Raw genomic sequence first — 24,668 nt, 5'->3', positions numbered from 1 at the left:
CCCCGCCATGCCGCTGTCCCCCCGTACCGAGTCCGCGGAGCCCCCGGACGCCGGGCCCTGCGCCCCGTTCCTCACCGCCTACGACGCGTTTCTGGCCGAGCGCTGGCCCCCGGGGACGACCACCGCGAACATCACCACCCCCTACGGCGCCACGCACATCACCAGCCACGGGCCCACCGACGCCGCCGCCCCGCCCGTCGTGCTGCTGCCCGGCGGCGGAGCGACCTCCGCCGTCTGGTACGCGCAGGCGTCCCACCTCGGCCGGACGCGTCGCGTACACGCGGTCGACCTCGTCGGCCAGCCGGGCCGCAGTACGCCGGGGGAGCGCCCGATCCGCACGGTGGCGGATCTGACGGCGTGGCTGGACGCGGTGCTGGAGGCGCTGTGCCCCGAGGCGGAGGGCGGGCGGCCCGTGCTCGCCGGTCACTCCTACGGGGCGTGGATCGCGCTCCACCACGCCCTCCACGCGGGCCCCCGACGGTTGGCCGGCCTGGTGCTCGTGGACCCCACGCAGTGCTTCTCGGGTTTCCGACCGGCGTACCTCCTGCGCGCCATGCCGTCGCTGCTGCGCCCGACCCCGTCGCGAGCCCGCGCGTTCCTGGCCTGGGAGACGGCCGGGACGGCGCTGGACGCGGGCTGGGTGCGCCTGTACGCGGAGGGAGCCCGCTTCCCTTCCGTGCGCCCGGTCACCGGCCCGCGCCCCCGGCCGTCGGCTCTGCGGGATCTCGCCGTGCCGACGCTCGTCCTGCTCGCCGAGCGCGGCCGCGCTCTCGACCCCGCCCGTACGGCGCGGGCGGCCGACCGCTCACTGCCGGACGCGACGGTGTACACGGTTCCCGGCGCGACCCACCACACGCTGCCGTTGCACGCCCCGGCGGCGACCGAGGTCAACCGCCGTCTGGACGCGTTCCTGGCGACGCTGCCGGGCACGGCCCCCGGGGAGTGACCGCCCCGCCCGGCCCGCCCCCGGTCCCGGCACCGGCTCCGGACGCGTTTCCGGCAGGGGTGGCCCCGGGGCCACCGCTCTACCGCCCCAGCGCGTCCCGTACCGCTTCCTCGCTGCGCGCCACCACGGCCGTCCCGTCCTCGGCGGTGATGATCGGGCGCTGGATCAGCCGGGGGTGCTCGGACAGGGCGGTGACCCACCGGTCGCGGGATGCCGCGTCCCGGGGCCACTCCTCAAGCCCCAGCTCCTTCGCCGCCGCCTCCTGCGTCCGCGTGATGTCCCACGGCTCGAGACCGAGCCGGTCCAGCACCTCCCGGATCTCCTGCGGCGAGGGCACGTCCTCCAGGTAGCGGCGGACCGTGTAGTCGGCCCCCTCGGCATCCAGCAGGGTCATCGCCCCGCGACACTTGGAACAGGCGGGATTGATCCAGATCTCCATGGGGCCGAGGTTACGCGAGGGACTGTCGAAAGCGCCTCTGAACAGGGGCGATTGTCAGTGGGGGGCAGTAAAATGGAGGGAGTTCGTGAGGGTTCCACCACGCTGCCAGGAGGATGCCGATGACTGGTGCCCCAGTCACGACCGAGCCGCTCGACCGACAGCTCCCGATGCCCTTCCACCCGCCGCTTCCCACCCCGCTGCCGAAGAAGCGACTGCCCGCGGGCCGCCCCCGCGAGTGGTACGTCTCGCACAACCGCAGGCTGAAGGCCATGCGCCTGGCCATCGCCCTGCTCGACAGCGGCGTCTACCAGCCCTCCAGCGCCAACAACCGCCGGATACGGATCACCGCCGAGCGTCTGGGCATCCACCCGCCGTCCGACACCACCTGCCGCATGGTCCGCGCCCTGATCCGCTACGGCCGCTGACCGGGACCTGCCGCAGGACGATGCCGCCCCCGGGCCGTCGAACCGACGGCCCGGGGGCGCTCGGCTGCCCGGCCGGCCCGTACGGCACCATGGCCCCGACCGGACAGGGGAACGGGCGGAAGGGCATCACCATGGCTGCTGATCTCTGGACGTCGGTCGTCTCCCTCGCGGGCGTGGCCCTGGGCGGCGGACTGACCGCACTGGCCCAGCGCGCCACCCAGCGCTCGGCGGAGCGCGTCGAGGAACGCCGCCAGGCGGTGGCCGCCGCGGAGAGCCGCCGGACCGAGCAGATAGACGTCCTCAAGGAGTTCGTCGCCTGCGCCCAGGCCGCCGAACGCGCCGCCTACCGCCGCCCCGACCCGTGGGGGGACGACGAGGACGGCTGGATGACGCAGACGGGCCCCGTCATGACCGCGCTGTGGACCGCGTCCGGCAACGTCACGCTCCTGTGCGACGACACCCTGCGCCAGCCCGTGAGGACGTACGGCCACGCGTTGAACGCCGCCGTGTGGCGCGACATCGGAGAGGCCGAGGTCAACGAGCATCTGGAGGAGGCCAAGACGGCGTTCATGGACGCGGCACGGGCGAGCCTCGCCGGTTCCCGACCGCCGGAGCGGACGGCGGGGAGCGGCGGCCAGGTGTATTGATCACGAGCGTTGTCAAGGCCGGGAGGTCTTGATCATGGCGAAGACCTCCGGTGCGGTGGAGGCGTCCAGGCTCCCCACCACGCACGGAGGTCTTCGTGCTTTACGAAGGCCGTCACCACGTCCGGCGCACGGCTGCCTTGCCACCGGTCACCAGGCTCGCCGGCGGAACGTCATCGGCCACGACCGCGCCCGCGGCGACCACGGCGTCCCGGCCGATGCTGACGCCGGGCAGGATCGTGGCGCCGGCGCCGATCCACACGTTCTCCGCCACGTCGATGGGGGCTCCGGTGAGGTACAGCCGCCGCTCCTCGGGATCGACCGGGTGGCCACTGGTGATGAACGTGACCTTCGGTCCGATCATCACGCGCTCGCCGAGCCGGACACCGGCATAGTCCAGGAACGTGCAGTTCTGGTTGATGAAGACGCGCTCGGCGAGGTCGAGGTTCAGGCCGTGGTCCGTGTAGAAGGGCGGATAGATCGTGACTTTCGGCGGCAGCGGCTTGCCGAGGATCTGCTCGAAGAGCTCCGCCTTGCCCGCTTCGTCCTCGAAAGGCAGGACGTTCAGGCGCGAGGTGAGCTCGGTGACCTGCAGAACCCTCTCGGCCATGGCCTGGAACTCCGCGCTGCGGATGCGCATGAGACGGTCGCTGGACATGCCACGGTCCTTTCCGTGCACCGGTGGATGGGGGGACAGGACCCACCGGTGATCAAAGCCGGGGGCGCCGACGGAGGCGAGAACGAGAGTGCCCAAGACCTTGTGCGACGAACAACCCGGGCCCCCTCGCGACGGCACTCTAGGGGAAGACCGACGACGTGGGGATCGTGGGCTCGGCCCCCGGTGGAACACGGCCGCTCCCGTGAGACCGGCGAACGCTCCGACCTGGCTGGAGGGGCCGAGTACGGGTACTGCGCCCGTCACCCCCGCTTCTTCCGGGGCGTGCGTCCGCACCTGGTGTGCGCCCTCCGGGGCCTGCCCGTCGCCCGCGCCCGAAAACGTCTCGAACACCGCACGGTTTGCCTCTACTGTGACCGGGTGACGACCCAGGTGATCGTGGTGAACGGCGGCTCCAGCTCCGGCAAGTCCGGCATCGTCCGCTGCCTCCAGGCGGAGCTGCCGGACCCCTGGCTCGCCGCCGCGATCGACGCCTTCGTCGACTCCCTGCCCGCGTCCCTGCGCACGACGGACGCGGGCATCGCGTTCGCCCCGGACGGCGGCGTGACCGTCGGCCGGGAATTCCGGAGGCTGGAGGCGGCCTGGCGCGAGGGCGTCGCCGCGACGGCCCGGGCGGGCGCCCGGGTGATCGTCGACGACGTGTTCCTCGGCGGCCCCTCCTCCCAGGAACCCTGGCGGCGGGCGCTCGCGGGCCTGGACGTGCTGTGGGTGGGCGTCCGCTGCGACAGCGAGGTGGCCGAGGCGCGCGGGGTCGCCCGCGGGGACCGCCCGAGGGGCATGGCCGCCGCCCAGGCGGAGGCGGTCCACCGGGGCGTGGCCTACGACCTGGAGGTGGACACCACGCACACGGAGGCCCTGGCCTGCGCGAGGACGATCGCCGCCCACGTAGCCTGACCCACCGACCTGTCCGTACCGACCTGGCTGGAGCGAGATGACCGACCTGTGGACCGGTGAGCGGGTACGCCTGCGAGGCGTCGAACCCCAGGACTGGGAGGGCTTCCGGGCCCTGGCCCTGCACACCGTGGACGCCCGCAACGCCGACGTGGTCGAACCCCCGCGCTCGGACGAGAGCTTCCGCGCCTGGACCGCCGAACGCGCCGCCCGCAGCCCGGACCCGGCCTCGTACCGCCTGGTCATCGAGACCCGCTTCGAGCACGCCTTCGTCGGCGCGATCACGGTGGGCGAGACGGACGCCCGCGCCGGCCGCTTCCGCACCGGCGTCGAGGTCTCCCGCGAACACCGCCGCCAGGGCTACGCGGCCGAGGCCAGCGAACTGGTCCTCACCTACATGTTCGCCGAACAGCGCCACCACAAGTGCGAGGTGGAGGTCTACGCCTTCAACGACGCCTCCCTCGCCCTCTACCGCAAGCTCGGCTTCGTCGAGGAGGGCCGCCTGCGCCAGCACGAGTACTTCGCCGGCACGTACCACGACGTGGTCCTGCTGGGCATCACGGCGGACGAGTACTGGGCGGGACGGGCGCGGCCCTCGCTGCGGTGAGGCCGGCTTCCGGCCGCCCGGTGTGCGGACCCGGCCGCGGTACGCAGAACGGCTGACCGGTGAGGCCGTTGCCGCTGCGGCGGGCTGGTCCCACCGGCGAGGGCCGCCGTCTCCCGGAGGAGGCGGCGGCCCTCGGTGCTTCCGGACCCGGCGGCCCGAAGGTGTCCTACAGGTCGAAGTACAGCTCGAACTCGTGCGGGTGCGGGCGGAGCTGGATCGGGGCGATCTCGTGCGTGCGCTTGTAGTCGATCCAGGTCTCGATCAGGTCCGCCGTGAAGACGCCGCCCGCCTGGAGGTACTCGTTGTCCGCCTCCAGGGCGTCGAGCACGGCCGGGAGGGAGGTCGGGACCTGCTGGACGTTGGCGTGCTCCTCGGGAGCCAGCTCGTAGAGGTCCTTGTCGATCGGCTCGGCCGGCTCGATCTTGTTCTTCACGCCGTCCAGGCCCGCCATCAGCAGCGCGGAGAACGCGAGGTACGGGTTGGAGGACGGGTCCGGGGCGCGGAACTCGACCCGCTTGGCCTTCGGGTTCGAGCCGGTGATCGGGATGCGCATCGCGGCGGAACGGTTCCGCTGCGAGTACACCATGTTGACCGGGGCCTCGAAGCCGGGCACCAGGCGGTGGTAGGAGTTTACCGTCGGGTTGGTGAAGGCCAGCAGCGACGGGGCGTGCTTCAGGATGCCGCCGATGTAGTGGCGCGCCATGTCCGAGAGGCCGGCGTACCCCTGCTCGTCGTAGAAGAGCGGGGAGCCGCCCTGCCACAGCGACTGGTGCACGTGCATGCCCGAGCCGTTGTCGCCGAAGATCGGCTTGGGCATGAAGGTCGCGGTCTTGCCGTTGCGCCAGGCGACGTTCTTCACGATGTACTTGAAGAGCATCAGGTCGTCGGCCGCGGCGAGCAGCGTGTTGAACTTGTAGTTGATCTCGGCCTGGCCGGCGGTGCCGACCTCGTGGTGCTGGCGCTCGACCTGGAGGCCGTTGCGGTCCAGCTCCAGGGAGATCTCGGCCCGCAGGTCGGCGAAGTGGTCCACCGGCGGGACCGGGAAGTAGCCGCCCTTGTAACGGACCTTGTAGCCGCGGTTGTTCTCCTCGGACCCGGTGTTCCAGGCGCCGGCCTCGGAGTCGATGTGGTAGAAGCTCTCGTTCGCCGACGTCTGGAAGCGGACGTTGTCGAAGACGTAGAACTCGGCCTCCGGGCCGAAGTACGCGGTGTCCGCGATGCCGGTCGAGGTCAGGTACGCCTCGGCCTTCTTGGCGATGTTGCGCGGGTCGCGGCTGTACTGCTCGCCCGTGATCGGGTCGTGGATGAAGAAGTTGATGTTGACGGTCTTGTCGCGGCGGAAGGGGTCCACCCGAGCCGTCGACAGGTCCGCGCGCAGCGCCATGTCCGACTCGTGGATGGCCTGGAAGCCGCGGATCGACGAACCGTCGAAGGCCAGTTCCTCGGCCGGGTCGAACGTCGCTGCCGGGATGGTGAAGTGCTGCATCACCCCGGGAAGGTCGCAGAACCGGACATCGATGAACTTGACGTCGTTGTCCGCTACGTACTTCTGCACTTCGTCGGCGTTCTGGAACATCCAACTCCTCCTACTCCCGACCCGGGAGGGGCGGGGTTGTAGCTCGTTGTGCGGCCAGTGCGGGTGGCACACGCTGGTCCCGACCCTAGGCAGACGTGATTTCCCGAGCGTGACCCATTTGTTTCGCCCAAGTTAACCGGGGTGATCGTGTGCGGCATCTCCGCGACTGTTTCCGATGCCCCCGCCCGGCCGGGGGCAAACACGGCCGCAGTACCGTGGACGGGTGGACAACAGGCAAGCAATCGGATCGTGGCTCTCGGGGCCCCGCGCGGCGGCCGAGGAGATGGGCGCCGACTTCGGCTACCGGGGCAAGGGGCTGGGACTGCCCGAGGAGGGGCCCGGGGCGATCGCGCCGCTCGGCCGGCGCTTCGGAGCCCTCTTCGTCGACTGGACGCTCTGCATGCTGATCGCATACGGACTGTTCGCTCGTGGTGACCAGCAGGCCGCGGGGAACTGGGCGCTCGGCATCTTCCTGGTGATGAGCCTGCTCACCGTCGGCACCATCGGCTGCACCCCCGGCAAGCGCCTCCTGGGCATCCGGGTCGTCGCCGAGGGCGGCGGACGCCTCGGCTTCGGCCGGGTCGCCGTACGGACCGTCCTGCTCGCCCTCGCCATCCCCGCCCTCGTCTGGGACCGCGACGGCCGCGGCCTGCACGACCGGCTGTCCCGCGCCGTACAGGTCCGTATGTGACGTCTCCGGTCCGCAGGTGACGTCCCGGGCTCCGGGTGTGTCCTTCCGGGTCCGCAGGTGACGTCCCGGGCTCCGGATGCGACCTCCCGGTTCCGTGGGTGACGTCCCGCTCCGGATACGGCGTCCGCGGCGGGGAGGAACGGCGAACGGGGCGGCCCGGGACCGACGATCGGTCCCGGGCCGCCCCGTTTCTCACGCTCGCAGGCGCGGTCAGCGCATCTTTCCGCCGCGCGGCATCCGCATGCCCTTGGGCATCGGGCCCTTCGGCAGCGGCATGTTGCTCATCAGGTCGCCCATCGCGCGCAGCCGGTCGTTGGTGGTGGTCACCTGCGGGCCGGTCAGGACGCGGGGGAGCTTCAGCATCTTGGTGCGGACCTTCTTCAGCGGCACCTGGCCCTCGCCGTTGCCGACGATGATGTCGTGCACCGGCACGTCCACCACGATGCGGGCCATCTTCTTCTTCTCGGACGCCAGGAGGCCCTTCACCCGGTTCGGGTTGCCCTCGGCCACCAGGACGATGCCGGCCTTGCCGACCGCCCGGTGGACGACGTCCTGGCTGCGGTTCATCGCCACCGCGGGGGTGGTGGTCCAGCCGCGTCCGATCCGGTCCAGTACGGCGGCGGCAGCTCCGGGCTGCCCCTCCATCTGCCCGAACGCCGCCCGCTCGGCCCGGCGGCCGAAGACGATCGCCATCGCGAGGACGGCCAGCACGAAGCCCAGGATGCCCAGATAGACCGGGTGCCCGATCGCGAAGCCGATGCCGAGGAGGACACCGAACGTGACGATTCCGACACCCGCGACGATGAGACCGATCTTGCTGTCGGTCCGCCTGGTCATCTTGTAGGTCAGGGCGATCTGCTTGAGCCGCCCCGCGTTCTCGGCGCTGTCCGCGCCTTCAGTTTTTGCCTTCCTCGCCATGTATCGAAGTTTACGTGGCGGGCAGGCGGCCTAGGAACGGTGGTCGGCCACGGCGTCCAGGACGTACTCGGCCTCCACCCGGTCCCGGGCGCGGCGGCGGTCCTCCAGGACGGCCGTCCAGGCGTTGCGGCGGGCCGTGCGCTGGCCGCCGCTCAGCAGCAGCGACTCGACGGCGCGCAGGGCGGTGGTGACGGACGGAAGGGCGTGGGCGCGGACCGGGGCGGCCTGCATCGTGGTGTTCCCCCTCGGAACGGATGCGCCTGCGGGGCGCGGATGAGTGCGGGAAGCGGTGACCGGGGCGGCCGCGGCGGTGCGGCCGCCTGCGTACCCAGGGTCACTGTTCGGTGTTACCAGTGCGTGACCGGGCGGTCAAACACCAATGAAGCCTTGTTTCCGGCGGAGCGCACGCCGGAGCGGTCCGTACGCGTCCCCGACCTGCGGGGAGCGTCCGGACCGCTCCGGCGTGCCGACGCCACGAGGGGGCCGCTCGTGAGCGGATTCACACGGCCGGCGCGGCCTGGGCCGCCCCGGCCGCGGCGCTCCCGGCGGTGCCGCGCGCGTCCATCGCCTGCTGGAACAGCCGTCCCGCGCGGTACGAGGACCGCACCAGCGGGCCCGACATCACACCGGAGTAGCCGATCGCGTCGGCCTCGTCCTTCAGCTCGACGAACTCGTGCGGCTTCACCCACCGCTCGACCGGGTGGTGCCGGACGGAGGGGCGCAGGTACTGCGTGATGGTGATGAGCTCGCACCCCGCGTCGTACAGGTCCTGGAGAGCCTCGCTGACCTCCTCGCGGGTCTCGCCCATGCCGAGGATCAGGTTGGACTTGGTCACCAGACCGGCCTCGCGGGCCCGCGTGATGACCTCCAGGGAACGCTCGTAACGGAAGCCGGGGCGGATGCGCTTGAAGATGCGCGGCACCGTCTCCACATTGTGCGCGAGCACCTCGGGGCGCGAGGAGAAGACCTCCGCGAGCTGCGCGGGCTCCGCGTTGAAGTCGGGGATCAGCAGCTCGACCTTGGTCGCGCCCGCCTCCCGCTCCGCGGTGAGCGTGTGGATCTGGCGGACCGTTTCGGCGTACAGCCAGGCGCCGCCGTCCTCCAGGTCGTCGCGCGCGACGCCGGTGATGGTGGCGTAGTTCAGGTCCATGGTGACGACGGACTCGCCGACCCGGCGGGGCTCGTCGCGGTCCAGCGCCTGCGGCTTGCCCGTGTCGATCTGGCAGAAGTCGCAGCGGCGGGTGCACTGGTCGCCGCCGATGAGGAAGGTGGCCTCGCGGTCCTCCCAGCACTCGAAGATGTTGGGGCAGCCCGCCTCCTGGCAGACCGTGTGCAGCCCCTCGCCCTTCACCAGCTGCTGCAGCTGCTTGTACTCGGGGCCCATCTTCGCCCGCGTTTTGATCCACTCGGGCTTGCGCTCGATGGGGGTCTGGCTGTTTCGGACCTCCAGGCGCAGCATCTTGCGCCCGTCGGGTGCGACAGCGGACACTCCGGCTCCCCTTTGCTTTCTGCTGCGTCGGATCCGCGGGCTTCGCGTGGGATTCGCGAGGTACTCGCGCGGTATTCGCTTTCGATTCTTCGGCGGACCCCAGGGTACGCCCCTACATCAAACGGTCCTACGTCCGGCTAACCTGCGGCCGTCAGGGCCTATTCCCGGCTTCCGGCGCCGATCGGGGCTACCGGCCGGTACCCGCCGGGGCCGCCGGCCGCCACGCCGGGCGCCCACGGCCGGGGCCGCTACGCCGGGGCCGCTACGCCGGAGCCGCGGCGGCGGGCTCCGGCCGGCCGACCTCGCGCGGTGCGAGGTCCGCGTTCTCCAGGATGTCCCGCAGGTGCTTCTCGACCACCGGCAGCACCTCCTCGATCGTGATCTCCCGGCCCAGCTCGTTGGAGAGGGAGGTGACCCCCGCGTCCCGGATGCCGCACGGCACGATCCGGTCGAACCAGGTGTTGTCCGGGTTCACGTTCAGCGCGAAGCCGTGCATGGTGACGCCCTTGGCGACCCGGATGCCGATCGCGGCGAGCTTGCGGTCCTCGCGGCGCTGGCCGGCGTTGGACGGGGCGTACTCCGGGCCGTTCAGCCGCGGGTCGAACTCCTCGTCCCCGAGCCGGGGGTCGAAGTCCAGCGAGAGCCCGCCCGGCGCCGGGCGCCGCTCGACCGGGTCGCCGAGCACCCAGACGCCGCTGCGGCCCTCCACCCGGGTGGTCTCCACACCGAAGTCGGCGGCCGTGCGGATCAGGGCCTCCTCCAGCCGGCGCACGTGCGCGACGACGTCGACCGGGCGCGGCAGCTTCTGGATCGGGTAGCCGACGAGCTGGCCCGGCCCGTGCCAGGTGATCTTCCCGCCCCGGTCGACGTCGATCACCGGCGTACCGTCCAGCGGACGCTCGCTGTCGGCCGTACGGCGCCCCGCGGTGTAGACGGGCGGGTGCTCCAGGAGCAGACAGGTGTCCGGCACCCGGTCCTCGAACCGGTCCGCGTGCACCTCGCGCTGCTTCTGCCAAGCTTCCGTGTACTCGACGGCCTGTTCGCCGAAGCCCAGACGGACGAACCGCAGCTCGCTCACCGATGCCTCCCTACGCGGGCTCCGTGTGCCCGGAGGGGTGTCCCCGGGACGACGGCGCCCTGCACTGATCGCGCCCGCATCCACTGTACGGCCGTCACCCGAACGGCTCCCCGCCAGGTGGAACGGCCGCCTCCCGCGCCTCCCCGTCCCGGGCTTTTCCGTCAGCTCCGACCGGAATCCTCACACGATCGGATGAACGTGGAGCAAAGGGTGGCCGCGACCGTTCCGGGGGCCGTTACATTCGCGCCGTTCCCATGAGGGCTGCCCGGTCGGCCCCGAAGGCAGGAGACCGTACAGCTGATGTCGGAACGACCCCCGCAGCGCACGCCCAACCGCCGACTCGCCTCGCTCATCGCGGAAGCCGGTTTCTCGCACGCCGGCCTGGCCCGCCGCGTCGATCAGCTCGGCCTCGAACACGGCCTGGACCTGCGGTACGACAAGACCTCGGTCACGCGCTGGCTCCGGGGCCAGCAGCCGCGCGGCACCACCCCCGCGCTGATCGCCGAGGTCTTCACCCGGCGGCTCGGGCGGCGGCTCACCGCGCAGGACCTCGGGCTGGACGCCTGCGCACCCGTCTACGCGGGGCTGGAGTTCGCGGCCACCCCGGCCGAGGCGATCGACATCGTCAGCGGCCTCTGGCGCAAGGACTCCGGCACCCACACCGAGCTGCGCAAGATCGCCTTCACCCCGGCCGGACTCGTCGTGCCCAGCCGCGACTGGCTGATCGGCCGGGCCGACGAGTGGGTGGCCCGGGACGGCGGGGCCGCCCGCCGGGCCGGGGGAGAGGGCGGGGCCGCCACGCCGGTCCGTCCGGACGGACCCCGGCGCCCCGAGGCCCGGAGCCCGGCGCGCCCGTCCGCCGGACACCAGCGGCCCGTGCCGCCCGGCCCGGCCGCCACGCACCCGGGCGGCGCGCATCCGGGCGGCGCGCATCCGCCCGGCGGGGGGCACGCCGGGGCCGCGGCGCTGCCGGTGGCGCCGGTGGTGCCGCGCCAGCGTCAGACGGACCGCGGCGCCGGGCAGCGGGTCGGCGCCGGGGACGTCGCCGCGCTCCGCTCGGTCGGGGAGCTGTTCCACACCCTCGACCACGCGTACGGCGGCGGCCACGCCCGGCAGGCCCTGGTGCGCTACCTGGAGCACGAGGCGGAGCCGATGCTTCGGGGCACGTACGGCGAGACCACCGGGCGGCGGCTGTTCGCCGCGGTCGCGGAGCTGACCCGGCTGGCCGGGTGGACCTCGTACGACATCGCCGCCCACGGCCTCGCCCAGCGGTACTTCGTCCAGGCGCTGCGGCTCGCCCAGGCCGCCGGGGACCGGGGCTACGGCGCCTACGTGCTGATCACGATGAGCCGCCAAGCGGTCTACCTGGGGCACGGCAGGGAGGCCGTCCAGCTCGCCCGGGTGGCCCAGCAGGGCATCGGCTCGGCCGCCCCGCCGCTGGTCCAGGCGCTGCTGCACGCGGTCGAGGCGCGCGGGCACGGGGTGCTCGGGGAGGCCCGCTCCTGCACCGCCGCCCTCAGCCGGGCCGAGCACGCCCTGGAGACCGCGCGCCCCGGCGACGAGACGCCGCACTGGGCCCGCACCTTCGACGAGGCCCAGCTCGCGGACGAGCTGGGCCACTGCCACCGCGACCTCCAGCAGTGGCGGGCCGCCGCCCAGCACGCCGAGCGGTCGCTCCAGTTGCGCGCCCCGGCGTACGCCCGCAGCAGGCTGTTCTGCCGGGTGGTCCTCGCCTCGGCCCGGCTCGGCCTCGGCGAGCTGGAGCAGGCGTGCCTGCTGGGCGCGGAGGCGGCCCGGCAGGCGGCCGAGATGCGGTCGGTACGCGCCGCCGAGTACGTACGCGCCTTCGAGCACAGCCTGGAGCCCTACCGGGACGCGGTCGCCGTCCGCGGCTACCGCGACCGGGTCGCCGCCCTCGGCTGACCGCCCGCCCGGCCCCCTTCCACGGCCCCCGGCGCCCCGGGGCCTTCACGCGGCTCCCGGGCCGCCCCGGGGGCTTTCGCGCCGCCCCGGCGGCCTCCGCACGGCCCCGCGGGCCCGGCAGGGACAGCGCACGCCCTCGCAGCGGCTCACGCGGCCTCCGGCAGGCGGGGGCTCCCCTCGCGGGCGCCCGGGAGGGCCAGGTCGGCGAGAAGGGCCTTCGCCGCCCGGCGGCCCGAATGCAGCGCGCCCTGCACCGTGCTGGTGCCGCGGTGGTCGCCGCACACGTACAGCCCGGCCAGCACCCGCACCGGGCGGCGCGGGTCGTGCGGGGCCTCCATCGCGGGCACCGCCTCCGGGTCGTGGCGGGCCGCCAGCAGCTCCCAGCGGTCCGTGGGCACCCCGTACAGCGCCGCCAGGTGCGCCCGCGCCGAGCGGTCCAGGTCGGGGGGCGGGGGCCCGAGCACCGTCGAGGTGATCAGCGTCCGGCCCTCCGGGGCCCGCGAGGGATCGACCTCGCTCATCACGGCGGTGTGCGCCACCGGACCCGACCGGTCGCCGTCCAGCACCAGCGACCGGCCCGTGGGGGGCGGGGCGGGCGCGGTGTGGTGCAGGACCGTCACCGGGTGGAAGGCCGGCACCCGCAGGCCGGGCAGCAGCTCGGCCGCCGCCCCCGCCCCGGTCGCCAGCAGCAGGGAACGGCACCCCAGCTCGCCGTGTTCCTTGGTCCGTACGGAGGTGGTGCCGACGGCCGTCACGTGGACGCCCGTACGCACCGTTCCCGGGGGCAGGGAGGCCGCCAGCAGCCTCGGCAGCGCGGCCGAACCCCCGGCCGGTACGCAGAGCCCGCCGCGCGCGTAGTCCCGCAGCGCGAGATCGGCGCACCGGCTCGACGTGGTGAGCGCGGGGTCGCTGAGCAGCGCCGTGAGCAAGGGGCGCAGGACGCCCTCCACCGTGCGGGCGGGCAGTCCGACGCCGGGCAGGGCGTCGGCGACCGTCCGCTCCGGGCGGGCCAGCAGCCGGGCCTCCTCGGTGGCCGCCAGCCGGGACAGGGCCGCGCCCAGCCGGGCCCGGTCGATCGCGCCGGTCACCGCGCCGCCCCGGCCGCCGCCGCGCGCCGGAGCGCAGGGCTCCCAGCCGTTCGCGCTCCGCACCGACCCGTGAGCGCCGGGAGCGCCGTAGCCGCCGGGGGCCTCCGAAGCCCGGGAAGCCCAAGGGGCCCGGGGGGACAGGGCCGTTCGGGAGGCGCGGGACGTGCCCGGCGTGCGGGGGGCGCGATGGGGCCAGGGGGCGCTCGATCGGGTGCGCGCTGCCTTGAGTGCGCCCCTTGCGCTCCGTATGTCGCCGGTGAGGTGGCGGCGGCCCTCGGAGTGGACCAGGACCCCCGGCGCGAATTCCCGCAGTTCCAGGGAGCCGAGCCCCGGGCTGCCGGTCAGCTCGGGCCAGGAGCCGCTGAGCAGCGGGCCGAGGCGGTCGAGCCGGAACCCGTCCACCTCGTCGGTGGCGAGTCGGCCGCCCGCCCGGGGCTCGGCCTCCAGGACACTGACGCCGAGCCCCGCCCTGATCAGCAGGTGGGCCGCCGACAGGCCGGCGATCCCGGCCCCGATGATGATCACGTCTGCGTGGTATGCCGTGCTGCGCACGTGCCCCTCCCCGAGTCGGTGCGACTGGTGGAGGGTTATTCCCCCCAACAGGCCCCCGGAAAGCCGGAGTTCACATCGAGGCTAGGAGGGTGGCTGATACCGGGTCAGATGCGCGCCGGGGAGCACCGGGGCACGGGGTCGCACGCCCCCGGCCGCCCGGGGCCCGCCCGCGGGTCGGACGGGTGCGGGTCGGACGGGTGCCGGGCGGCCCGCCCGGCGGGGAGAGGCCGGTTCAGTCCAGCGCGGCGCGGATCGCCCCGTCGATACCGGGGAAGGCGAACGAGAACCCGGAGTCCAGCAGCTTCGACGGGATCACGCGCTGGCTGCCCAGCACGTCCTCGGCGAACTCCCCGAGCACCAGCCGCAGCGCGGGCGCCGGCGCGGGCAGCAGCGTCGGCCGGTGCAGCACCCGGCCCATCGCGGCGGTCACCTCGGCGTTGGTGACCGGCTTCGGCCCCGTCAGGTTCACCGGCCCGGTCAGCGACTCGGTGTCCAGGATGTGGCGCAGCGCCGCCACGTGGTCGTGCAGCGCGATGAAGCTCCAGTACTGGCGGCCGTTGCCCAGCTTCCCGCCCAGCCCCGCCCTGAACAGGGGGAAGAGCCGCCCCCAGGCCCCGCCCTCACGGCCGACGACCAGGCCGGTCCGGGCGTGCACGGTACGCACGCCCGCTTCCTCGGCGGCGGCCGTGGCCGCCTCCCACTCCTCGCAGACCGAGGGCAGGAACCCGTCGCCGGGCGGCGCGCTCTCGTCCACCGGGGAGCTTCCGGTGTCGCCGTAGAAGCCGATGGCCGACCCCGAGAGCAGCACCCGGGGCGGGGCGTCGAGCGAGGCGACGGCCTCCGCGACGGCGGCCGTCCCCAGGACCCGGCTGTCCCGGATCTCCCGCTTGTAGGCGTCGGTCCAGCGGTGGTCGCCCACCCCCGCCCCGGCCAGGTGCACCACGGCGTCGCAGCCGACGAGCCCCGCCGCGTCCACGTAACCCCGCCGGGGATCCCACTCGACCTCGTCACCGGTTCTCGCGGGCCGGCGCACCAGGCGGGCCACCTCGTGCCCGTCGGCGCGCAGCGAGCGCACCAGCGCCGCTCCGATGAGTCCGGACGATCCGCTGACGGCGATACGGGAGCTCGGCATGGGCTCATCCTGCCCCATGAAATGGCTCGAACACGGGGGGCGCCGCGTGGCACAGTGCTCGCATGGCCGCACTCTCCCTGCTTTCCGTCCGTCCCGCCACGCCCGCCGACGAGGCCGAACTCGCCGAGCTCGACCGGTCCACCTGGTCGACCCTGCACGCGGTGCTGCCCCCGCCCGTGCCGCCCTACGAGCCCTTCTTCGGGGAGCGGCACCCGCCGGAGGAATTCCTCGTGGCGGAAGCGGCGGAGGCGGTGGAGTCGGCGGGGGGCGCCCCGCGCGTCGCCGGGTACCTGCGCCTCGCCGCGGCCACCCCGCTGGCCTCCAACGCCCACGTCCGCCAGATACGGGGGCTCGCCGTGGCGACCTGGGCGCGCGGGGCCGGGGCGGGGCGGCTCCTGCTGCGCGCCGCGTTCGACGAGGCCCGCCGCCTGGGCGCCAACCGGATCACCCTGCGGGTCCTCGCGCACAACGAGCCCGCCCGCGCCCTGTACGCCTCCGAGGGCTTCGCCGTCGAAGGGGTCTTCCCCGGGGAGTTCTTCCTGAACGGGCGGTACGTGGACGACGTCTGCATGGGCCGCTCGCTCGACCCCGCCTGACCGGACGCGGGGCCGGCGCGGCCCGTGCGAGGACCGGGCCCCCGTCGAGGGGCCCGGTCAACGGGGCCCGAAGCGGTCCCACAGCTCGGGGAAGCGGGCGGCGAGCGCCTCCTCGTCCTCGAAGTCGACCGGGGCGCCCAGCGGCTCCGGGGGCTGCGGCGGCAGTCCCAGCTCCGGCGCGACCACGCCGGTGAGCTGCTCGTACGCCTCGTCCGCCGCGTACCCCAGCTCCTCGCCGTCCCCGTCGATCTCCTCGTCGAACTCCTCCAGCAGCTCCGCCAGGTCGTCCGGATCGTGCAGGGCCCCCTCGAAGACCTCCCGGCCCTGGCCGATCAGCCAGCAGCGGAACCAGTCGAAGGCGTCGTCGCTCGCCCCGCCCAGCAGCACGGCCGCCGCGCCCCACAGGTCCCAGCGGTAGGCCCGGTTGTAGCGGGCCTCGAAGTGCCGGGCGAAGTCCAGCACGGATTCGGGGTCGAGCTGCGTCAGCCGTTCCACGAGCAGCTCCGCGTGGTCCTCGGGGTCGCCTTCGGCGGCCTCGCGGGTGCTGTCGATGATCTCCCAGAATTCCGTTTCGTCCATCACGGGTACAGCATCCAGCCTGCCGGGTGCTCCCGCACGCGCAGCCGTCGAATTGAAGCCTTTCAGCGATACAGCTCGCGCAGGCGTTCGGCCGCTTCCGTGAACCGGGCCCGCAGCTCCTCGGGGGCCAGGACCTCCAACTCGGGGCCCAGCGCGAGCAGCTGGCCGTAGGCCACGTCCGGCGACTCCACCGGCAGCGTGAGCGTGCGCCACCCCTCCCGGTCCGGAGCAGACGCCTCCGCGAGCGCCTCCGCGGCCGCCGCCCGGTCACCGGTGTACGCGAGCATCCGCGCCCCGCGCTCGGACACCCGTACGGTCACCTCCGTGCGCAGCAGGGACCGGGCGAACGCGGCGGCGCGCTCCTCCCAGAACCCGGGCAGGTCGAAGGACTCGTCGCGTTCGAAGCGTTCCCCGGCCGGCTCCACGGCGGTGAAGCGGTCGATCCGGTAGACCCGGAAGTCCTCGCCGGCCCGCGCGCAGAGGTACCAGACGCCCGCCTTGAGGACGAGGCCGTACGGGGCCAGCTCCCGCGCCACCTCCGTACGCTCCCGCTCACGGCCCCCGCCCCGGCGGTAGCGGACCCGCAGCATCCGGTCGTCCCAGACCGCGTCGGCGATCGGCGGCAGCAGCGCGGGGGTCTCCGGCTCGTGGTACCAGGACGGCGCGTCCAGGTGGAAGCGGCGGGCGGCGGAGGTGGAGGCGTCCCGCAGGGAGGGCAGGAGCGCCGCCGACACCTTGAGCCGGGCCGCCGACGCCGCGTCCTCCAGCCCCATCTCGCGCAGGGCGGCGGGCAGTCCGGAGAGGAACAGGGCCTCCGCCTCGTCCCGGGCCAGCCCCGTCAGCCGGGTGCGGTACCCGCCGACGAGCCGGTAGCCGCCGGCCCGGCCGCGCTCCGCGTACACCGGCACCCCCGCGTCGGACAGGGCCTGCGCGTCCCGGGTGACCGTACGCTCCGACACCTCCAGCTCGGCCGCCAGCTCGGCGGCGGTCATCGCGGGGCGGGCCTGCAGGAGCAGCACCATCTTGATCAGCCGGGCAGCACGCATGGGCCCATTGTCGCGGCAGCGGGTACGGGAAGACCCCCGGCCGCCGGGGCGGGCGCGCTGTCGGACGCGCCCGCCCGGTGACCGGGGGCTTCGGCAGGGTGCGGGAGCGGGGCTCAGAGGCCGTACCGCTCCCGGGCCTCCTTGACCGCCGAGGCCGGGACCTCGCCGCGCTTGGCGAGCTGGGCCAGCGAGGCCACCACGATGGACGGGGCGTCGACGCCGAAGTGGCGGCGGGCCGCGTCGCGGGTGTCGGAGAGGCCGAAGCCGTCCGTGCCGAGCGAGGACCAGTCCTGCTCCACCCACTGGCTGATCTGGTCCGGGACCTGGCGCATCCAGTCGCTGACCGCGAGCACCGGGCCCGGCGCGCCGGAGAGCGCCTGGGTCACGTACGGGACCCGCTGCTCACCGCGGAGAAGCGCCTCGTCGGCCGCCAGCGCGTCGCGGCGCAGCTCGCCCCACGAGGTGGCGGACCACACGTCGGCCGTGACGCCCCAGTCGGCGGCCAGCAGCTCCTGGGCCTCCAGGGCCCAGTGGATCGCCGTACCGGAGGCCAGCAGCTGCAGGCGCGGCGCGTCCGCCTTCGCGGGCGTGCCCTCCTTGAAGCGGTACAGGCCCTTGACGATGCCCTCCTCGACGCCCTCGGGCATCGCGGGCTGGGGCTTCGGCTCGTTGTAGACCGTCAGGTAGTAGAAGACGTCCGGGTCCTCGCCGGGAGCGGCGTGGCCGTACATCCGGCGCAGGCCGTCCTTGACGATCACCGCGACCTCGTACGCGAACGCCGGGTCGTAGTTGAGCGAGGCCGGGTTGGTGGCCGCGATCAGGTGCGAGTGGCCGTCCGCGTGCTGGAGGCCCTCGCCCGTCAGGGTCGTGCGGCCCGCCGTGGCGCCGACGATGAAGCCCTTGCCGAGCTGGTCGGCGAGCTGCCACATCTGGTCGCCGGTCCGCTGCCAGCCGAACATCGAGTAGAAGATGTAGAACGGGATCATCGTCTCGCCGTGCGTCGCGTACGACGTGGCGGCGGCGATGAAGTCGGCCATGGCCCCGGCCTCGGTGATCCCCTCGTTGAGGATCTGGCCGTCCTTGGCCTCCTTGTAGTACATCAGCTGGTCGCGGTCGACCGGCTCGTACGTCTGGCCCAGCGGCGAGTAGATGCCGGCAGACGGGAACAGCGACTCCATGCCGAAGGTACGGGCCTCGTCCGGGACGATCGGCACCCAGCGCCTGCCGGTCTCCTTGTCCCGCATCAGGTCCTTCACCAGGCGGACGAACGCCATGGTGGTGGCCATCTCCTGCTTGCCGGACCCCTTGTACAGGGCCTTGAACGCGCGCTCCTCGGGCTGCGGCAGCGGCGCGGAGGCGTGCATCCGGCGGGCCGGGGCGGGGCCGCCGAGAGCGGCGCGGCGCTCCTGGAGGTAGCGGACCTCGGGGGAGTCGGCGCCGGGGTGGCCGTAGGGGACCAGGCCGTCCTCGAAGGCGCTGTCGGGGATCGGGAGGCCGAGCAGCTCGCGCATGCCCTTGAACTCGTCGATCGACAGCTTCTTCATCTGGTGGTTGGCGTTCTTGGACTCGAAGCCCTTGCCGAGGGTGTAGCCCTTGACCGTCTGGGCCAGGATCACGGTCGGCGCGCCCTTGTGCTCGACCGCCGCCCGGTACGCCGCGTAGACCTTGCGGGCCTCGTGGCCGCCGCGCGAGGTGTAGAAGCACTCGGCGATCTTCGCGTCGGTCAGCAGCTTCGCCAGCTCGGCGAGCGCGGGCTCGGCGCCGAAGAAGTGCTCGCGGATGTAGGCGACGTCACGGGTGGCGTACGTCTGGAACTGCGCGTCCGGGACCTCGCGCAGGCGGCGCAGCAGCGCACCCTGGGTGTCCAGCTGGAACAGCTCGTCCCAGGCGTTGCCCCAGAGCGTCTTGACGACGTTCCAGCCGGCCCCGCGGAACTGCGCCTCCAGCTCCTGGACCACGCGGAAGTTGGCGCGGACCGGGCCGTCGAGGCGCTGCAGGTTGCAGTTGATGACGAAGGTCAGGTTGTCGAGCTGCTCACGGGAGGCCAGTGCGAGGGCCGCCGTCGACTCGGGCTCGTCCATCTCGCCGTCGCCCAGGAACGCCCAGACGTGCGAGCCGGCCGTGTCCTTGATGTTGCGGTTGGCCAGGTAGCGGTTGAAGCGCGCCTGGTAGATCGCCGAGAGCGGGCCGAGGCCCATCGACACGGTGGGGAACTCCCACAGCCAGGGCAGCCGCCGCGGGTGCGGGTAGGAGGGCAGGCCCTCGCCACCGGACTCCTGGCGGAAGTTGTCGAGGTGCTGCTCGGTGAGCCGCCCGTCCAGGAAGGCGCGGGCGTAGATGCCGGGGGAGGCGTGGCCCTGGATGTAGAGCTGGTCGCCGGAGCCGTCCCCCTCCTTGCCGCGGAAGAAGTGGTTGAAGCCGGTCTCGTAGAGCCAGGCCGCCGAGGCGAAGGTGGCGATGTGGCCGCCGACCCCGTACCGGGCGCCCCGGGTGACCATCGCGGCCGCGTTCCAGCGGTTCCACGCGGTGATCCGCGACTCCATCTCCAGGTCGCCGTCGAACGCGGGCTCGGCGGCGGTCGGGATGGTGTTGACGTAGTCGGTCTCCAGCAGCTTGGGCAGCGCGAGACCGGCGCCCTCGGCGTGCTGCAGCGACCGGCGCATGAGGTACGCGGCGCGGTGCGGGCCGGCGGCCTTGGTGACGGCGTCCAGGGAGGCCGCCCACTCGGCGGTCTCCTCGGGGTCACGGTCCGGGAGCTGGTCGAGCTCGCTCGGAAGCTTTCCTACGGGGTCGGTCATGATCGCCGCCTTCCGGAGAGGAGGGGGGTGGAGAAGGCCCTGGCTGGCAGGACAGGGCGATGGGGCCGGTGGGCCCGCGAAGTGAACTGTAAGGCGCTGATCGATGATCGATCAAAGGATTGAAGGCAAAACTTCTCGATACGAAGAAAAGTGGCATGGGGTGCCTCGAAAGGGGGCACGGAGTGACGCGAAATTACCCGCAAAAGGGGCACTGACCTGCACGGAAGAGCAGGCCGAGCGGCAGATGATCGAGCCGTGAGCCGTGAGCCGTGAGCCGTGAGCCGTGAGCCGTGAGCCGTGAGCCGTGAGCCGTGAGCCGTGAGTCCTGCGAGGGGCGGGGGCGCGGGAGGGGGGGCGTTACGCGGTGGGGGCGGCCGCCTCGGAGTGCTCGGGGGCCGGGGCGCAGCCCAGGACGTGCGCCTTCACCAGGGCGCCGATGTGCGGATCCCCGGCGAGGAACGCGTCGATGAGCGTCTGGTGCTCCTCCGCGTACGACTTCTGCACCGTGCCCAGCCAGCGGATCGACAGGGCCGTGAACACCTCGATGCCCAGCCCCTCCCAGGTGTGCAGCAGCACCGCGTTCCCGGCGGCCCGCACCAGCTCCCGGTGGAAACCGACCGTGTGCCGCACCTGGGCCTCGCCGTCGGCCAGCCGGTCCGCCTCGTACAGGGCGGCCACATGGGGCTCCAGGGCCGAACAGTCCCGGCCGAGCACCGGGGCCGCCAGCTCGGCCGCGATCTGCTCCAGGCCGGCCCGGACCGGGTAGCTCTCCTCCAGGTCGGCGGCGGTGAGGTTGCGGACCCGGACGCCCTTGTTGGGGGCCGACTCGATCAGCCGCAGCGTCTCCAGTTCGCGCAGCGCCTCGCGCACCGGCGTCTGGCTGACCTCCAGCTCGGTGGCGATGCGGCGCTCCACGATCCGCTCGCCCGGCTTCCAGCGCCCGCTGACGATCCCCTCCACGATGTGCTCGCGGATCTGTTCGCGCAGCGAGTGGACGACGGGCGGGGTCATGGAGGGCTCCTTCAGGGCAGACCGGTGCTGCCTACATCATCACGGCGGCGGTGGGCCTCCCGTGGTGGTTAGACAATACGGCGGCGCCCCCGTCCGGAAGGGTTCCGGGCGGGGGCGCCGCTGGTGAGGCTGGTTACAGCCGGGGCGTTCAGAGGCCGAGCTCGACCTCGAACTCACCGGCCTCCAGGATCGCCTTGACCGAGGTCAGGTAGCGGGCGGCGTCCGCGCCGTCCACCAGACGGTGGTCGTAGGAGAGCGAGAGGTACGTCATGTCGCGCACCGCGATGGTCTCGCCGAGGTCCGGGTGGTCGATGACCACGGGACGGCGGACCGTCGCTCCGATGCCCAGGATGGCGGCCTGGTTCGGCGGGACGATGACGGTGTCGAACAGCGCGCCGCGCGAACCGGTGTTGCTGATGGTGAAGGTGGCGCCGGACATGTCGTCCGGCGTCAGGCCGCCACCGCGCGCCTTGCCCGCCAGCTCCGCGGTCTTCTTGGAGATGCCGGCGATGTTGAGGTCGCCCGCACCCTTGATGACCGGGGTCATCAGACCCTTCTCGGCGTCCACGGCGATGCCGATGTTCTCCGAGTCGAAGTACGTGATGGTGCCCTCGTCCTCGTTGATCCGGGCGTTGATGACCGGGTGGGCCTTCAGCGCCTGGGCCGCCGCCTTCACGAAGAACGGCATCGGGGACAGCTTGACGCCCTCACGGGCGGCGAACGCGGCCTTCGCCTGGTTGCGCAGCTTCATCAGCTTGGTGATGTCGACCTCGACGACCGAGGTCAGCTGGGCCTGCGAGTGCAGGGCCTTCATCATGTTGTCGCCGATGACCTTGCGCATGCGGGTCATCTTGACCGTCTGACCGCGCAGCGGGGACGCCTCCAGCTTCGGCGCGGCCTTGGCGGCGGTCTGGCCTCCGCCGCTCGCGGCGGGGGCCGGGGCAGCGGCGGCGGCCTTGGCGGCCTCCGCGGCGGCGACGACGTCCTGCTTGCGGATGCGGCCGCCGACGCCGGTGCCCTTGACCGAGCCGAGGTCCACGTTGTTCTCGGACGCGAGCTTGCGGACCAGCGGCGTGACGTACGCGCCGTCGTCACCGGAGGTCGCGGCGGGAGCCGGAGCGGCGGGCTGCGCCGGAGCGGCGGGGGCGGGCTGCGCCGGGGCCGGGGCCGGGGCGGCGGGGGCCGCGGGGGCGGCCGGAGCGGGCGCCTCCTGCTTCGGGGCCTCCTGCTTGGGCGCCTCCTGCTTCGGGGCCTCCGGGGCGGGGGCTTCCTGCTTCGGCGCCTCCTGCTTGGGCGCCTCCTGCGCCGGGGCCTCCTGCTTCGGAGCGGCGCCCGGGGCGCCGATCACGGCGAGCTTGGCGCCGACCTCGGCGGTCTCGTCCTCGCCGACCACGATCTCCAGCAGCACACCGGCGACCGGGGCGGGGATCTCGGTGTCGACCTTGTCCGTGGAGACCTCGAGCAGCGGCTCGTCCTCGGCCACCTCCTCGCCGACCTCCTTGAGCCAGCGGGTGACGGTGCCCTCGGTGACGCTCTCGCCGAGCGCGGGGAGGGTGACGTCGGTGCCCTCGGCGGAGGAACCACCGGTGGCGGCCTCGGCGGTCGGGGCCTGGGCCGGAGCCTCGGTCTCGGTCGACGGGGCGGTGGGCGCCTCCTCGGCCTGCGGGGCCGGGGTGGACGCGGGCTCGGCGGCCGGGGCCTCCTCGGCGGCCGGAGCCGCGGCCTCTCCGCCACCGGAACCGTCGTCGATGACGGCCAGCTCGGCGCCGACCTCGACGGTCTCGTCCTCGGCGACCTTGATGGAGGTCAGCACACCGGACGCGGGGGCCGGGATCTCGGTGTCGACCTTGTCGGTCGAGACCTCGAGCAGCGGCTCGTCGGCCTCGACGCGCTCGCCCTCGGCCTTCAGCCAACGGGTGACAGTGCCCTCGGTGACGCTCTCGCCGAGCGCCGGAAGGGTTACGGAAACCGACATGGTTTCAGTTGCTCCTTACGAAAATGCGGAAGTGGTCGGTCGTCGCGCCCGGGACCGGGGGTCAGTCGTGGGCGTGGAGGGGCTTGCCGGCCAGCGCCAGGTGAGCCTCGCCCATCGCCTCGTTCTGCGTCGGGTGTGCGTGGATGAGCTGCGCGACCTCGGCGGGCAGCGCCTCCCAGTTGTAGATCAGCTGGGCTTCGCCGACCTGCTCGCCCATGCGGTCGCCCACCATGTGGACGCCGACCACGGCGCCGTCCTTGACCTGGACGAGCTTGATCTCGCCCGCGGTCTTCAGGATCTTGCTCTTGCCGTTGCCCGCGAGGTTGTACTTGAGGGCGACGACCTTGTCCGCGCCGTAGATCTCCTTGGCCTTGGCCTCGGTGATGCCGACGGAGGCGACCTCGGGGTGGCAGTACGTCACCCGGGGCACGCCGTCGTAGTCGACCGGGACGGTCTTGAGGCCGGCGAGGCGCTCGGCGACCAGGATGCCCTCGGCGAAGCCGACGTGGGCGAGCTGGAGGGTCGGGACGAGGTCGCCCACGGCCGAGATCGTCGGAACGTTGGTCTGCATGTACTCGTCGACCAGGACGTAGCCGCGGTCCATCGCGACGCCCTGCTCCTCGTAACCGAGGCCCTGCGAGACCGGGCCGCGGCCGATCGCGACCAGCAGCACCTCCGCCTCGAAGGTCTTGCCGTCGGCGAGCGTCACGCGGACGCCGTCCTGGGTGTACTCGGCCTTGTCGAAGAAGGTGCCGAGGTTGAACTTGATGCCCCGCTTGCGGAACGCGCGCTCCAGCAGCTTGGAGCTGTTCTCGTCCTCGACCGGGACGAGGTGCTTGAGGCCCTCGACGATGGTGACCTCGGTGCCGAAGGACTTCCACGCGGAGGCGAACTCGACGCCGATGACGCCGCCGCCCAGCACGATCGCGGACTTCGGGACGCGGTCGAGCTTCAGCGCGTGGTCCGAGGAGATGATCCGGTTGCCGTCGATCTCCAGGCCGGGCAGCGACTTCGGCACGGAGCCGGTCGCCAGCAGCACGTGGCGGCCCTGGACGCGCTGACCGTTCACGTCCACCGAGGTGGGGGAGGACAGCTTGCCCTCGCCTTCGATGTAGTGGACCTTGCGCGAGGCGATGAGACCCTGGAGACCCTTGTACAGGCCCGAGATCACGTCGTCCTTGTACTTGTTGACGGCCTCCATGTCGATGCCCTCGAAGGTGGCCTTCACGCCGAACTGGGCCGACTCGCGGGCCTGGTCCGCGATCTCGCCCGCGTGCAGCAGCGCCTTCGTGGGAATGCAGCCGTTGTGCAGGCAGGTGCCGCCGACCTTGCCCTTCTCGATCAGGGCGACGTCCAGGCCCAGCTGCGCTCCGCGCAGGGCCGCGGCGTAACCGCCACTGCCACCGCCGAGGATCACTAGGTCGAAAACGGTGCTGGCGTCGTTCGCCACGTCACGTCCTCCATGCATGTGCGCCGTACGCCGGGCCCCGTCGCTGGGGTGTGACCGGCCGGTCGGCTGGTGTGCGGCCGCTTTTGTCTTCGGCCCTGTGGTGGGGGCCCTGTCCTGCCGAGAACCCATCTTCGCACT

General features: G+C 73.0%; 23 protein-coding genes. 8 read left to right on the top strand and 15 right to left on the bottom strand.

Annotated features, from left to right (window positions below; translation table 11 throughout):
* Positions 1-7 precede the first annotated feature (7 nt).
* Entirely contained in the window at positions 8-946 is a 939-nt protein-coding gene (locus AMK24_RS16140) for an alpha/beta fold hydrolase (RefSeq protein WP_073769436.1), read from the top strand.
* 79 nt (positions 947-1,025) lie between these two features.
* Here AMK24_RS16140 and AMK24_RS16135 read toward each other — a convergent pair whose 3' ends face one another.
* On the bottom strand, positions 1,026-1,385 hold the full coding sequence (locus tag AMK24_RS16135) for an ArsC/Spx/MgsR family protein (RefSeq protein ID WP_073769435.1): 360 nt from the start codon (positions 1,383-1,385) through the stop codon (positions 1,026-1,028).
* 119 nt (positions 1,386-1,504) lie between these two features.
* Between AMK24_RS16135 and AMK24_RS16130 the strand changes: the two genes are divergently transcribed.
* Both AMK24_RS16130 and AMK24_RS16125 read left to right on the top strand, forming a co-directional pair.
* Positions 1,505-1,810 carry a hypothetical protein gene (locus AMK24_RS16130; RefSeq protein WP_073769434.1) on the top strand — a complete coding sequence of 102 codons (306 nt, stop codon included), beginning with the start codon at positions 1,505-1,507 and terminating at the stop codon, positions 1,808-1,810.
* A 131-nt stretch (positions 1,811-1,941) separates the two neighbouring features.
* Positions 1,942-2,457: a hypothetical protein gene (locus AMK24_RS16125; protein WP_073769593.1), complete on the top strand. Its 516-nt coding sequence runs from the start codon at positions 1,942-1,944 to the stop codon at positions 2,455-2,457.
* Between the two features lie 112 nt (positions 2,458-2,569).
* Here AMK24_RS16125 and AMK24_RS16120 read toward each other — a convergent pair whose 3' ends face one another.
* Entirely contained in the window at positions 2,570-3,112 is a 543-nt protein-coding gene (locus AMK24_RS16120) for a DapH/DapD/GlmU-related protein (protein WP_073769433.1), read from the bottom strand.
* Positions 3,113-3,490: 378 nt separating this feature from the next.
* Between AMK24_RS16120 and cpt the strand changes: the two genes are divergently transcribed.
* On the top strand, positions 3,491-4,024 hold the full coding sequence (gene cpt, locus AMK24_RS16115) for a chloramphenicol phosphotransferase CPT (protein ID WP_199876436.1): 534 nt from the start codon (positions 3,491-3,493) through the stop codon (positions 4,022-4,024).
* Positions 4,025-4,061: 37 nt separating this feature from the next.
* On the top strand, positions 4,062-4,628 hold the full coding sequence (locus AMK24_RS16110; RefSeq protein ID WP_073769432.1) for a GNAT family N-acetyltransferase: 567 nt from the start codon (positions 4,062-4,064) through the stop codon (positions 4,626-4,628).
* Between the two features lie 166 nt (positions 4,629-4,794).
* On the opposite strand, the gene glnA is transcribed toward AMK24_RS16110, so the two are convergent.
* Positions 4,795-6,204 carry a type I glutamate--ammonia ligase gene (gene glnA / locus AMK24_RS16105; protein WP_073769431.1) on the bottom strand — a complete coding sequence of 470 codons (1,410 nt, stop codon included), beginning with the start codon at positions 6,202-6,204 and terminating at the stop codon, positions 4,795-4,797.
* A gap of 283 nt (positions 6,205-6,487) precedes the next feature.
* Here glnA and AMK24_RS16100 point away from each other — a divergent pair, with 283 nt between their 5' ends.
* Positions 6,488-6,895: an RDD family protein gene (locus AMK24_RS16100; protein WP_199876441.1), complete on the top strand. Its 408-nt coding sequence runs from the start codon at positions 6,488-6,490 to the stop codon at positions 6,893-6,895.
* Between the two features lie 210 nt (positions 6,896-7,105).
* Here AMK24_RS16100 and AMK24_RS16095 read toward each other — a convergent pair whose 3' ends face one another.
* The 4 genes from AMK24_RS16095 to lipB form a co-directional block, all read right to left on the bottom strand.
* A complete protein-coding gene (locus AMK24_RS16095; RefSeq protein ID WP_073769429.1) occupies positions 7,106-7,813 on the bottom strand; it encodes a DUF4191 domain-containing protein in 708 nt (235 codons plus the stop codon).
* A gap of 30 nt (positions 7,814-7,843) precedes the next feature.
* Entirely contained in the window at positions 7,844-8,044 is a 201-nt protein-coding gene (locus AMK24_RS16090; RefSeq protein ID WP_073769428.1) for an SCO2195 family GlnR-regulated protein, read from the bottom strand.
* Positions 8,045-8,312: 268 nt separating this feature from the next.
* On the bottom strand, positions 8,313-9,302 hold the full coding sequence (gene lipA, locus AMK24_RS16085) for a lipoyl synthase (RefSeq protein ID WP_073769427.1): 990 nt from the start codon (positions 9,300-9,302) through the stop codon (positions 8,313-8,315).
* Between the two features lie 262 nt (positions 9,303-9,564).
* Positions 9,565-10,380, bottom strand: coding sequence for a lipoyl(octanoyl) transferase LipB (lipB, locus tag AMK24_RS16080; RefSeq protein ID WP_073769426.1), 816 nt, complete (start codon positions 10,378-10,380; stop codon positions 9,565-9,567).
* 300 nt (positions 10,381-10,680) lie between these two features.
* Here lipB and AMK24_RS16075 point away from each other — a divergent pair, with 300 nt between their 5' ends.
* Positions 10,681-12,303, top strand: a complete 1,623-nt coding sequence (locus AMK24_RS16075) for a regulator (protein ID WP_073769425.1) — start codon at positions 10,681-10,683, stop codon at positions 12,301-12,303.
* A 146-nt stretch (positions 12,304-12,449) separates the two neighbouring features.
* Here AMK24_RS16075 and AMK24_RS16070 read toward each other — a convergent pair whose 3' ends face one another.
* Both AMK24_RS16070 and AMK24_RS16065 read right to left on the bottom strand, forming a co-directional pair.
* A complete protein-coding gene (locus AMK24_RS16070) occupies positions 12,450-13,943 on the bottom strand; it encodes an FAD-dependent oxidoreductase (protein WP_073769424.1) in 1,494 nt (497 codons plus the stop codon).
* A gap of 232 nt (positions 13,944-14,175) precedes the next feature.
* Positions 14,176-15,075, bottom strand: coding sequence for a TIGR01777 family oxidoreductase (locus AMK24_RS16065; RefSeq protein WP_073769423.1), 900 nt, complete (start codon positions 15,073-15,075; stop codon positions 14,176-14,178).
* 62 nt (positions 15,076-15,137) lie between these two features.
* On the opposite strand from AMK24_RS16065, the gene AMK24_RS16060 reads away from it, so the two are divergent.
* Positions 15,138-15,671 (top strand): GNAT family N-acetyltransferase, encoded by a 534-nt coding sequence (locus tag AMK24_RS16060; RefSeq protein WP_073769422.1) that lies wholly within the window; start codon positions 15,138-15,140, stop codon positions 15,669-15,671.
* A 57-nt stretch (positions 15,672-15,728) separates the two neighbouring features.
* On the opposite strand, the gene AMK24_RS16055 is transcribed toward AMK24_RS16060, so the two are convergent.
* The 6 genes from AMK24_RS16055 to lpdA form a co-directional block, all read right to left on the bottom strand.
* Positions 15,729-16,250: a DUF4240 domain-containing protein gene (locus AMK24_RS16055; protein ID WP_073769421.1), complete on the bottom strand. Its 522-nt coding sequence runs from the start codon at positions 16,248-16,250 to the stop codon at positions 15,729-15,731.
* Positions 16,251-16,312: 62 nt separating this feature from the next.
* The gene (locus tag AMK24_RS16050; protein ID WP_073769420.1) at positions 16,313-17,296 is read right to left on the bottom strand and encodes a helix-turn-helix transcriptional regulator; all 984 of its coding nucleotides are present in this window, start codon (positions 17,294-17,296) and stop codon (positions 16,313-16,315) included.
* A 113-nt stretch (positions 17,297-17,409) separates the two neighbouring features.
* Positions 17,410-20,094: a pyruvate dehydrogenase (acetyl-transferring), homodimeric type gene (gene aceE, locus AMK24_RS16045; RefSeq protein ID WP_073769419.1), complete on the bottom strand. Its 2,685-nt coding sequence runs from the start codon at positions 20,092-20,094 to the stop codon at positions 17,410-17,412.
* A gap of 357 nt (positions 20,095-20,451) precedes the next feature.
* A complete protein-coding gene (locus tag AMK24_RS16040) occupies positions 20,452-21,105 on the bottom strand; it encodes a GntR family transcriptional regulator (protein WP_073769418.1) in 654 nt (217 codons plus the stop codon).
* A gap of 148 nt (positions 21,106-21,253) precedes the next feature.
* Complete coding sequence (gene sucB, locus AMK24_RS16035; protein WP_073769417.1) at positions 21,254-23,080, bottom strand: 2-oxoglutarate dehydrogenase, E2 component, dihydrolipoamide succinyltransferase; 1,827 nt, start codon at positions 23,078-23,080, stop codon at positions 21,254-21,256.
* 61 nt (positions 23,081-23,141) lie between these two features.
* Positions 23,142-24,530, bottom strand: a complete 1,389-nt coding sequence (lpdA, locus tag AMK24_RS16030; protein ID WP_073769416.1) for a dihydrolipoyl dehydrogenase — start codon at positions 24,528-24,530, stop codon at positions 23,142-23,144.
* Positions 24,531-24,668 lie beyond the last annotated feature (138 nt).

This window comes from Streptomyces sp. CB02366 (assembly GCF_001905905.1).
GTDB lineage: Bacteria > Actinomycetota > Actinomycetes > Streptomycetales > Streptomycetaceae > Streptomyces.
The sequence above is the reverse complement of the archived record's forward strand: the minus strand, read 5'-3'. Positions and strand labels throughout refer to the sequence as shown.

Bases quoted from the DNA above. Each gene is read 5' to 3' on its own strand.
- AMK24_RS16140 (WP_073769436.1), top strand. From the start codon at position 8: ATGCCGCTGTCCCCCCGTACCGAGTCCGCGGAGCCCCCGGACGCCGGG.
- AMK24_RS16135 (WP_073769435.1), bottom strand. From the start codon at position 1,385: ATGGAGATCTGGATCAATCCCGCCTGTTCCAAGTGTCGCGGGGCGATG.
- AMK24_RS16130 (WP_073769434.1), top strand. From the start codon at position 1,505: ATGACTGGTGCCCCAGTCACGACCGAGCCGCTCGACCGACAGCTCCCG.
- AMK24_RS16125 (WP_073769593.1), top strand. From the start codon at position 1,942: ATGGCTGCTGATCTCTGGACGTCGGTCGTCTCCCTCGCGGGCGTGGCC.
- AMK24_RS16120 (WP_073769433.1), bottom strand. From the start codon at position 3,112: ATGTCCAGCGACCGTCTCATGCGCATCCGCAGCGCGGAGTTCCAGGCC.
- AMK24_RS16110 (WP_073769432.1), top strand. From the start codon at position 4,062: ATGACCGACCTGTGGACCGGTGAGCGGGTACGCCTGCGAGGCGTCGAA.
- glnA (WP_073769431.1), bottom strand. From the start codon at position 6,204: ATGTTCCAGAACGCCGACGAAGTGCAGAAGTACGTAGCGGACAACGAC.
- AMK24_RS16100 (WP_199876441.1), top strand. From the start codon at position 6,488: ATGGGCGCCGACTTCGGCTACCGGGGCAAGGGGCTGGGACTGCCCGAG.
- AMK24_RS16095 (WP_073769429.1), bottom strand. From the start codon at position 7,813: ATGGCGAGGAAGGCAAAAACTGAAGGCGCGGACAGCGCCGAGAACGCG.
- AMK24_RS16090 (WP_073769428.1), bottom strand. From the start codon at position 8,044: ATGCAGGCCGCCCCGGTCCGCGCCCACGCCCTTCCGTCCGTCACCACC.
- AMK24_RS16075 (WP_073769425.1), top strand. From the start codon at position 10,681: ATGTCGGAACGACCCCCGCAGCGCACGCCCAACCGCCGACTCGCCTCG.
- AMK24_RS16065 (WP_073769423.1), bottom strand. From the start codon at position 15,075: ATGCCGAGCTCCCGTATCGCCGTCAGCGGATCGTCCGGACTCATCGGA.
- AMK24_RS16060 (WP_073769422.1), top strand. From the start codon at position 15,138: ATGGCCGCACTCTCCCTGCTTTCCGTCCGTCCCGCCACGCCCGCCGAC.
- AMK24_RS16055 (WP_073769421.1), bottom strand. From the start codon at position 16,250: ATGGACGAAACGGAATTCTGGGAGATCATCGACAGCACCCGCGAGGCC.
- AMK24_RS16050 (WP_073769420.1), bottom strand. From the start codon at position 17,296: ATGCGTGCTGCCCGGCTGATCAAGATGGTGCTGCTCCTGCAGGCCCGC.
- aceE (WP_073769419.1), bottom strand. From the start codon at position 20,094: ATGACCGACCCCGTAGGAAAGCTTCCGAGCGAGCTCGACCAGCTCCCG.
- AMK24_RS16040 (WP_073769418.1), bottom strand. From the start codon at position 21,105: ATGACCCCGCCCGTCGTCCACTCGCTGCGCGAACAGATCCGCGAGCAC.
- sucB (WP_073769417.1), bottom strand. From the start codon at position 23,080: ATGTCGGTTTCCGTAACCCTTCCGGCGCTCGGCGAGAGCGTCACCGAG.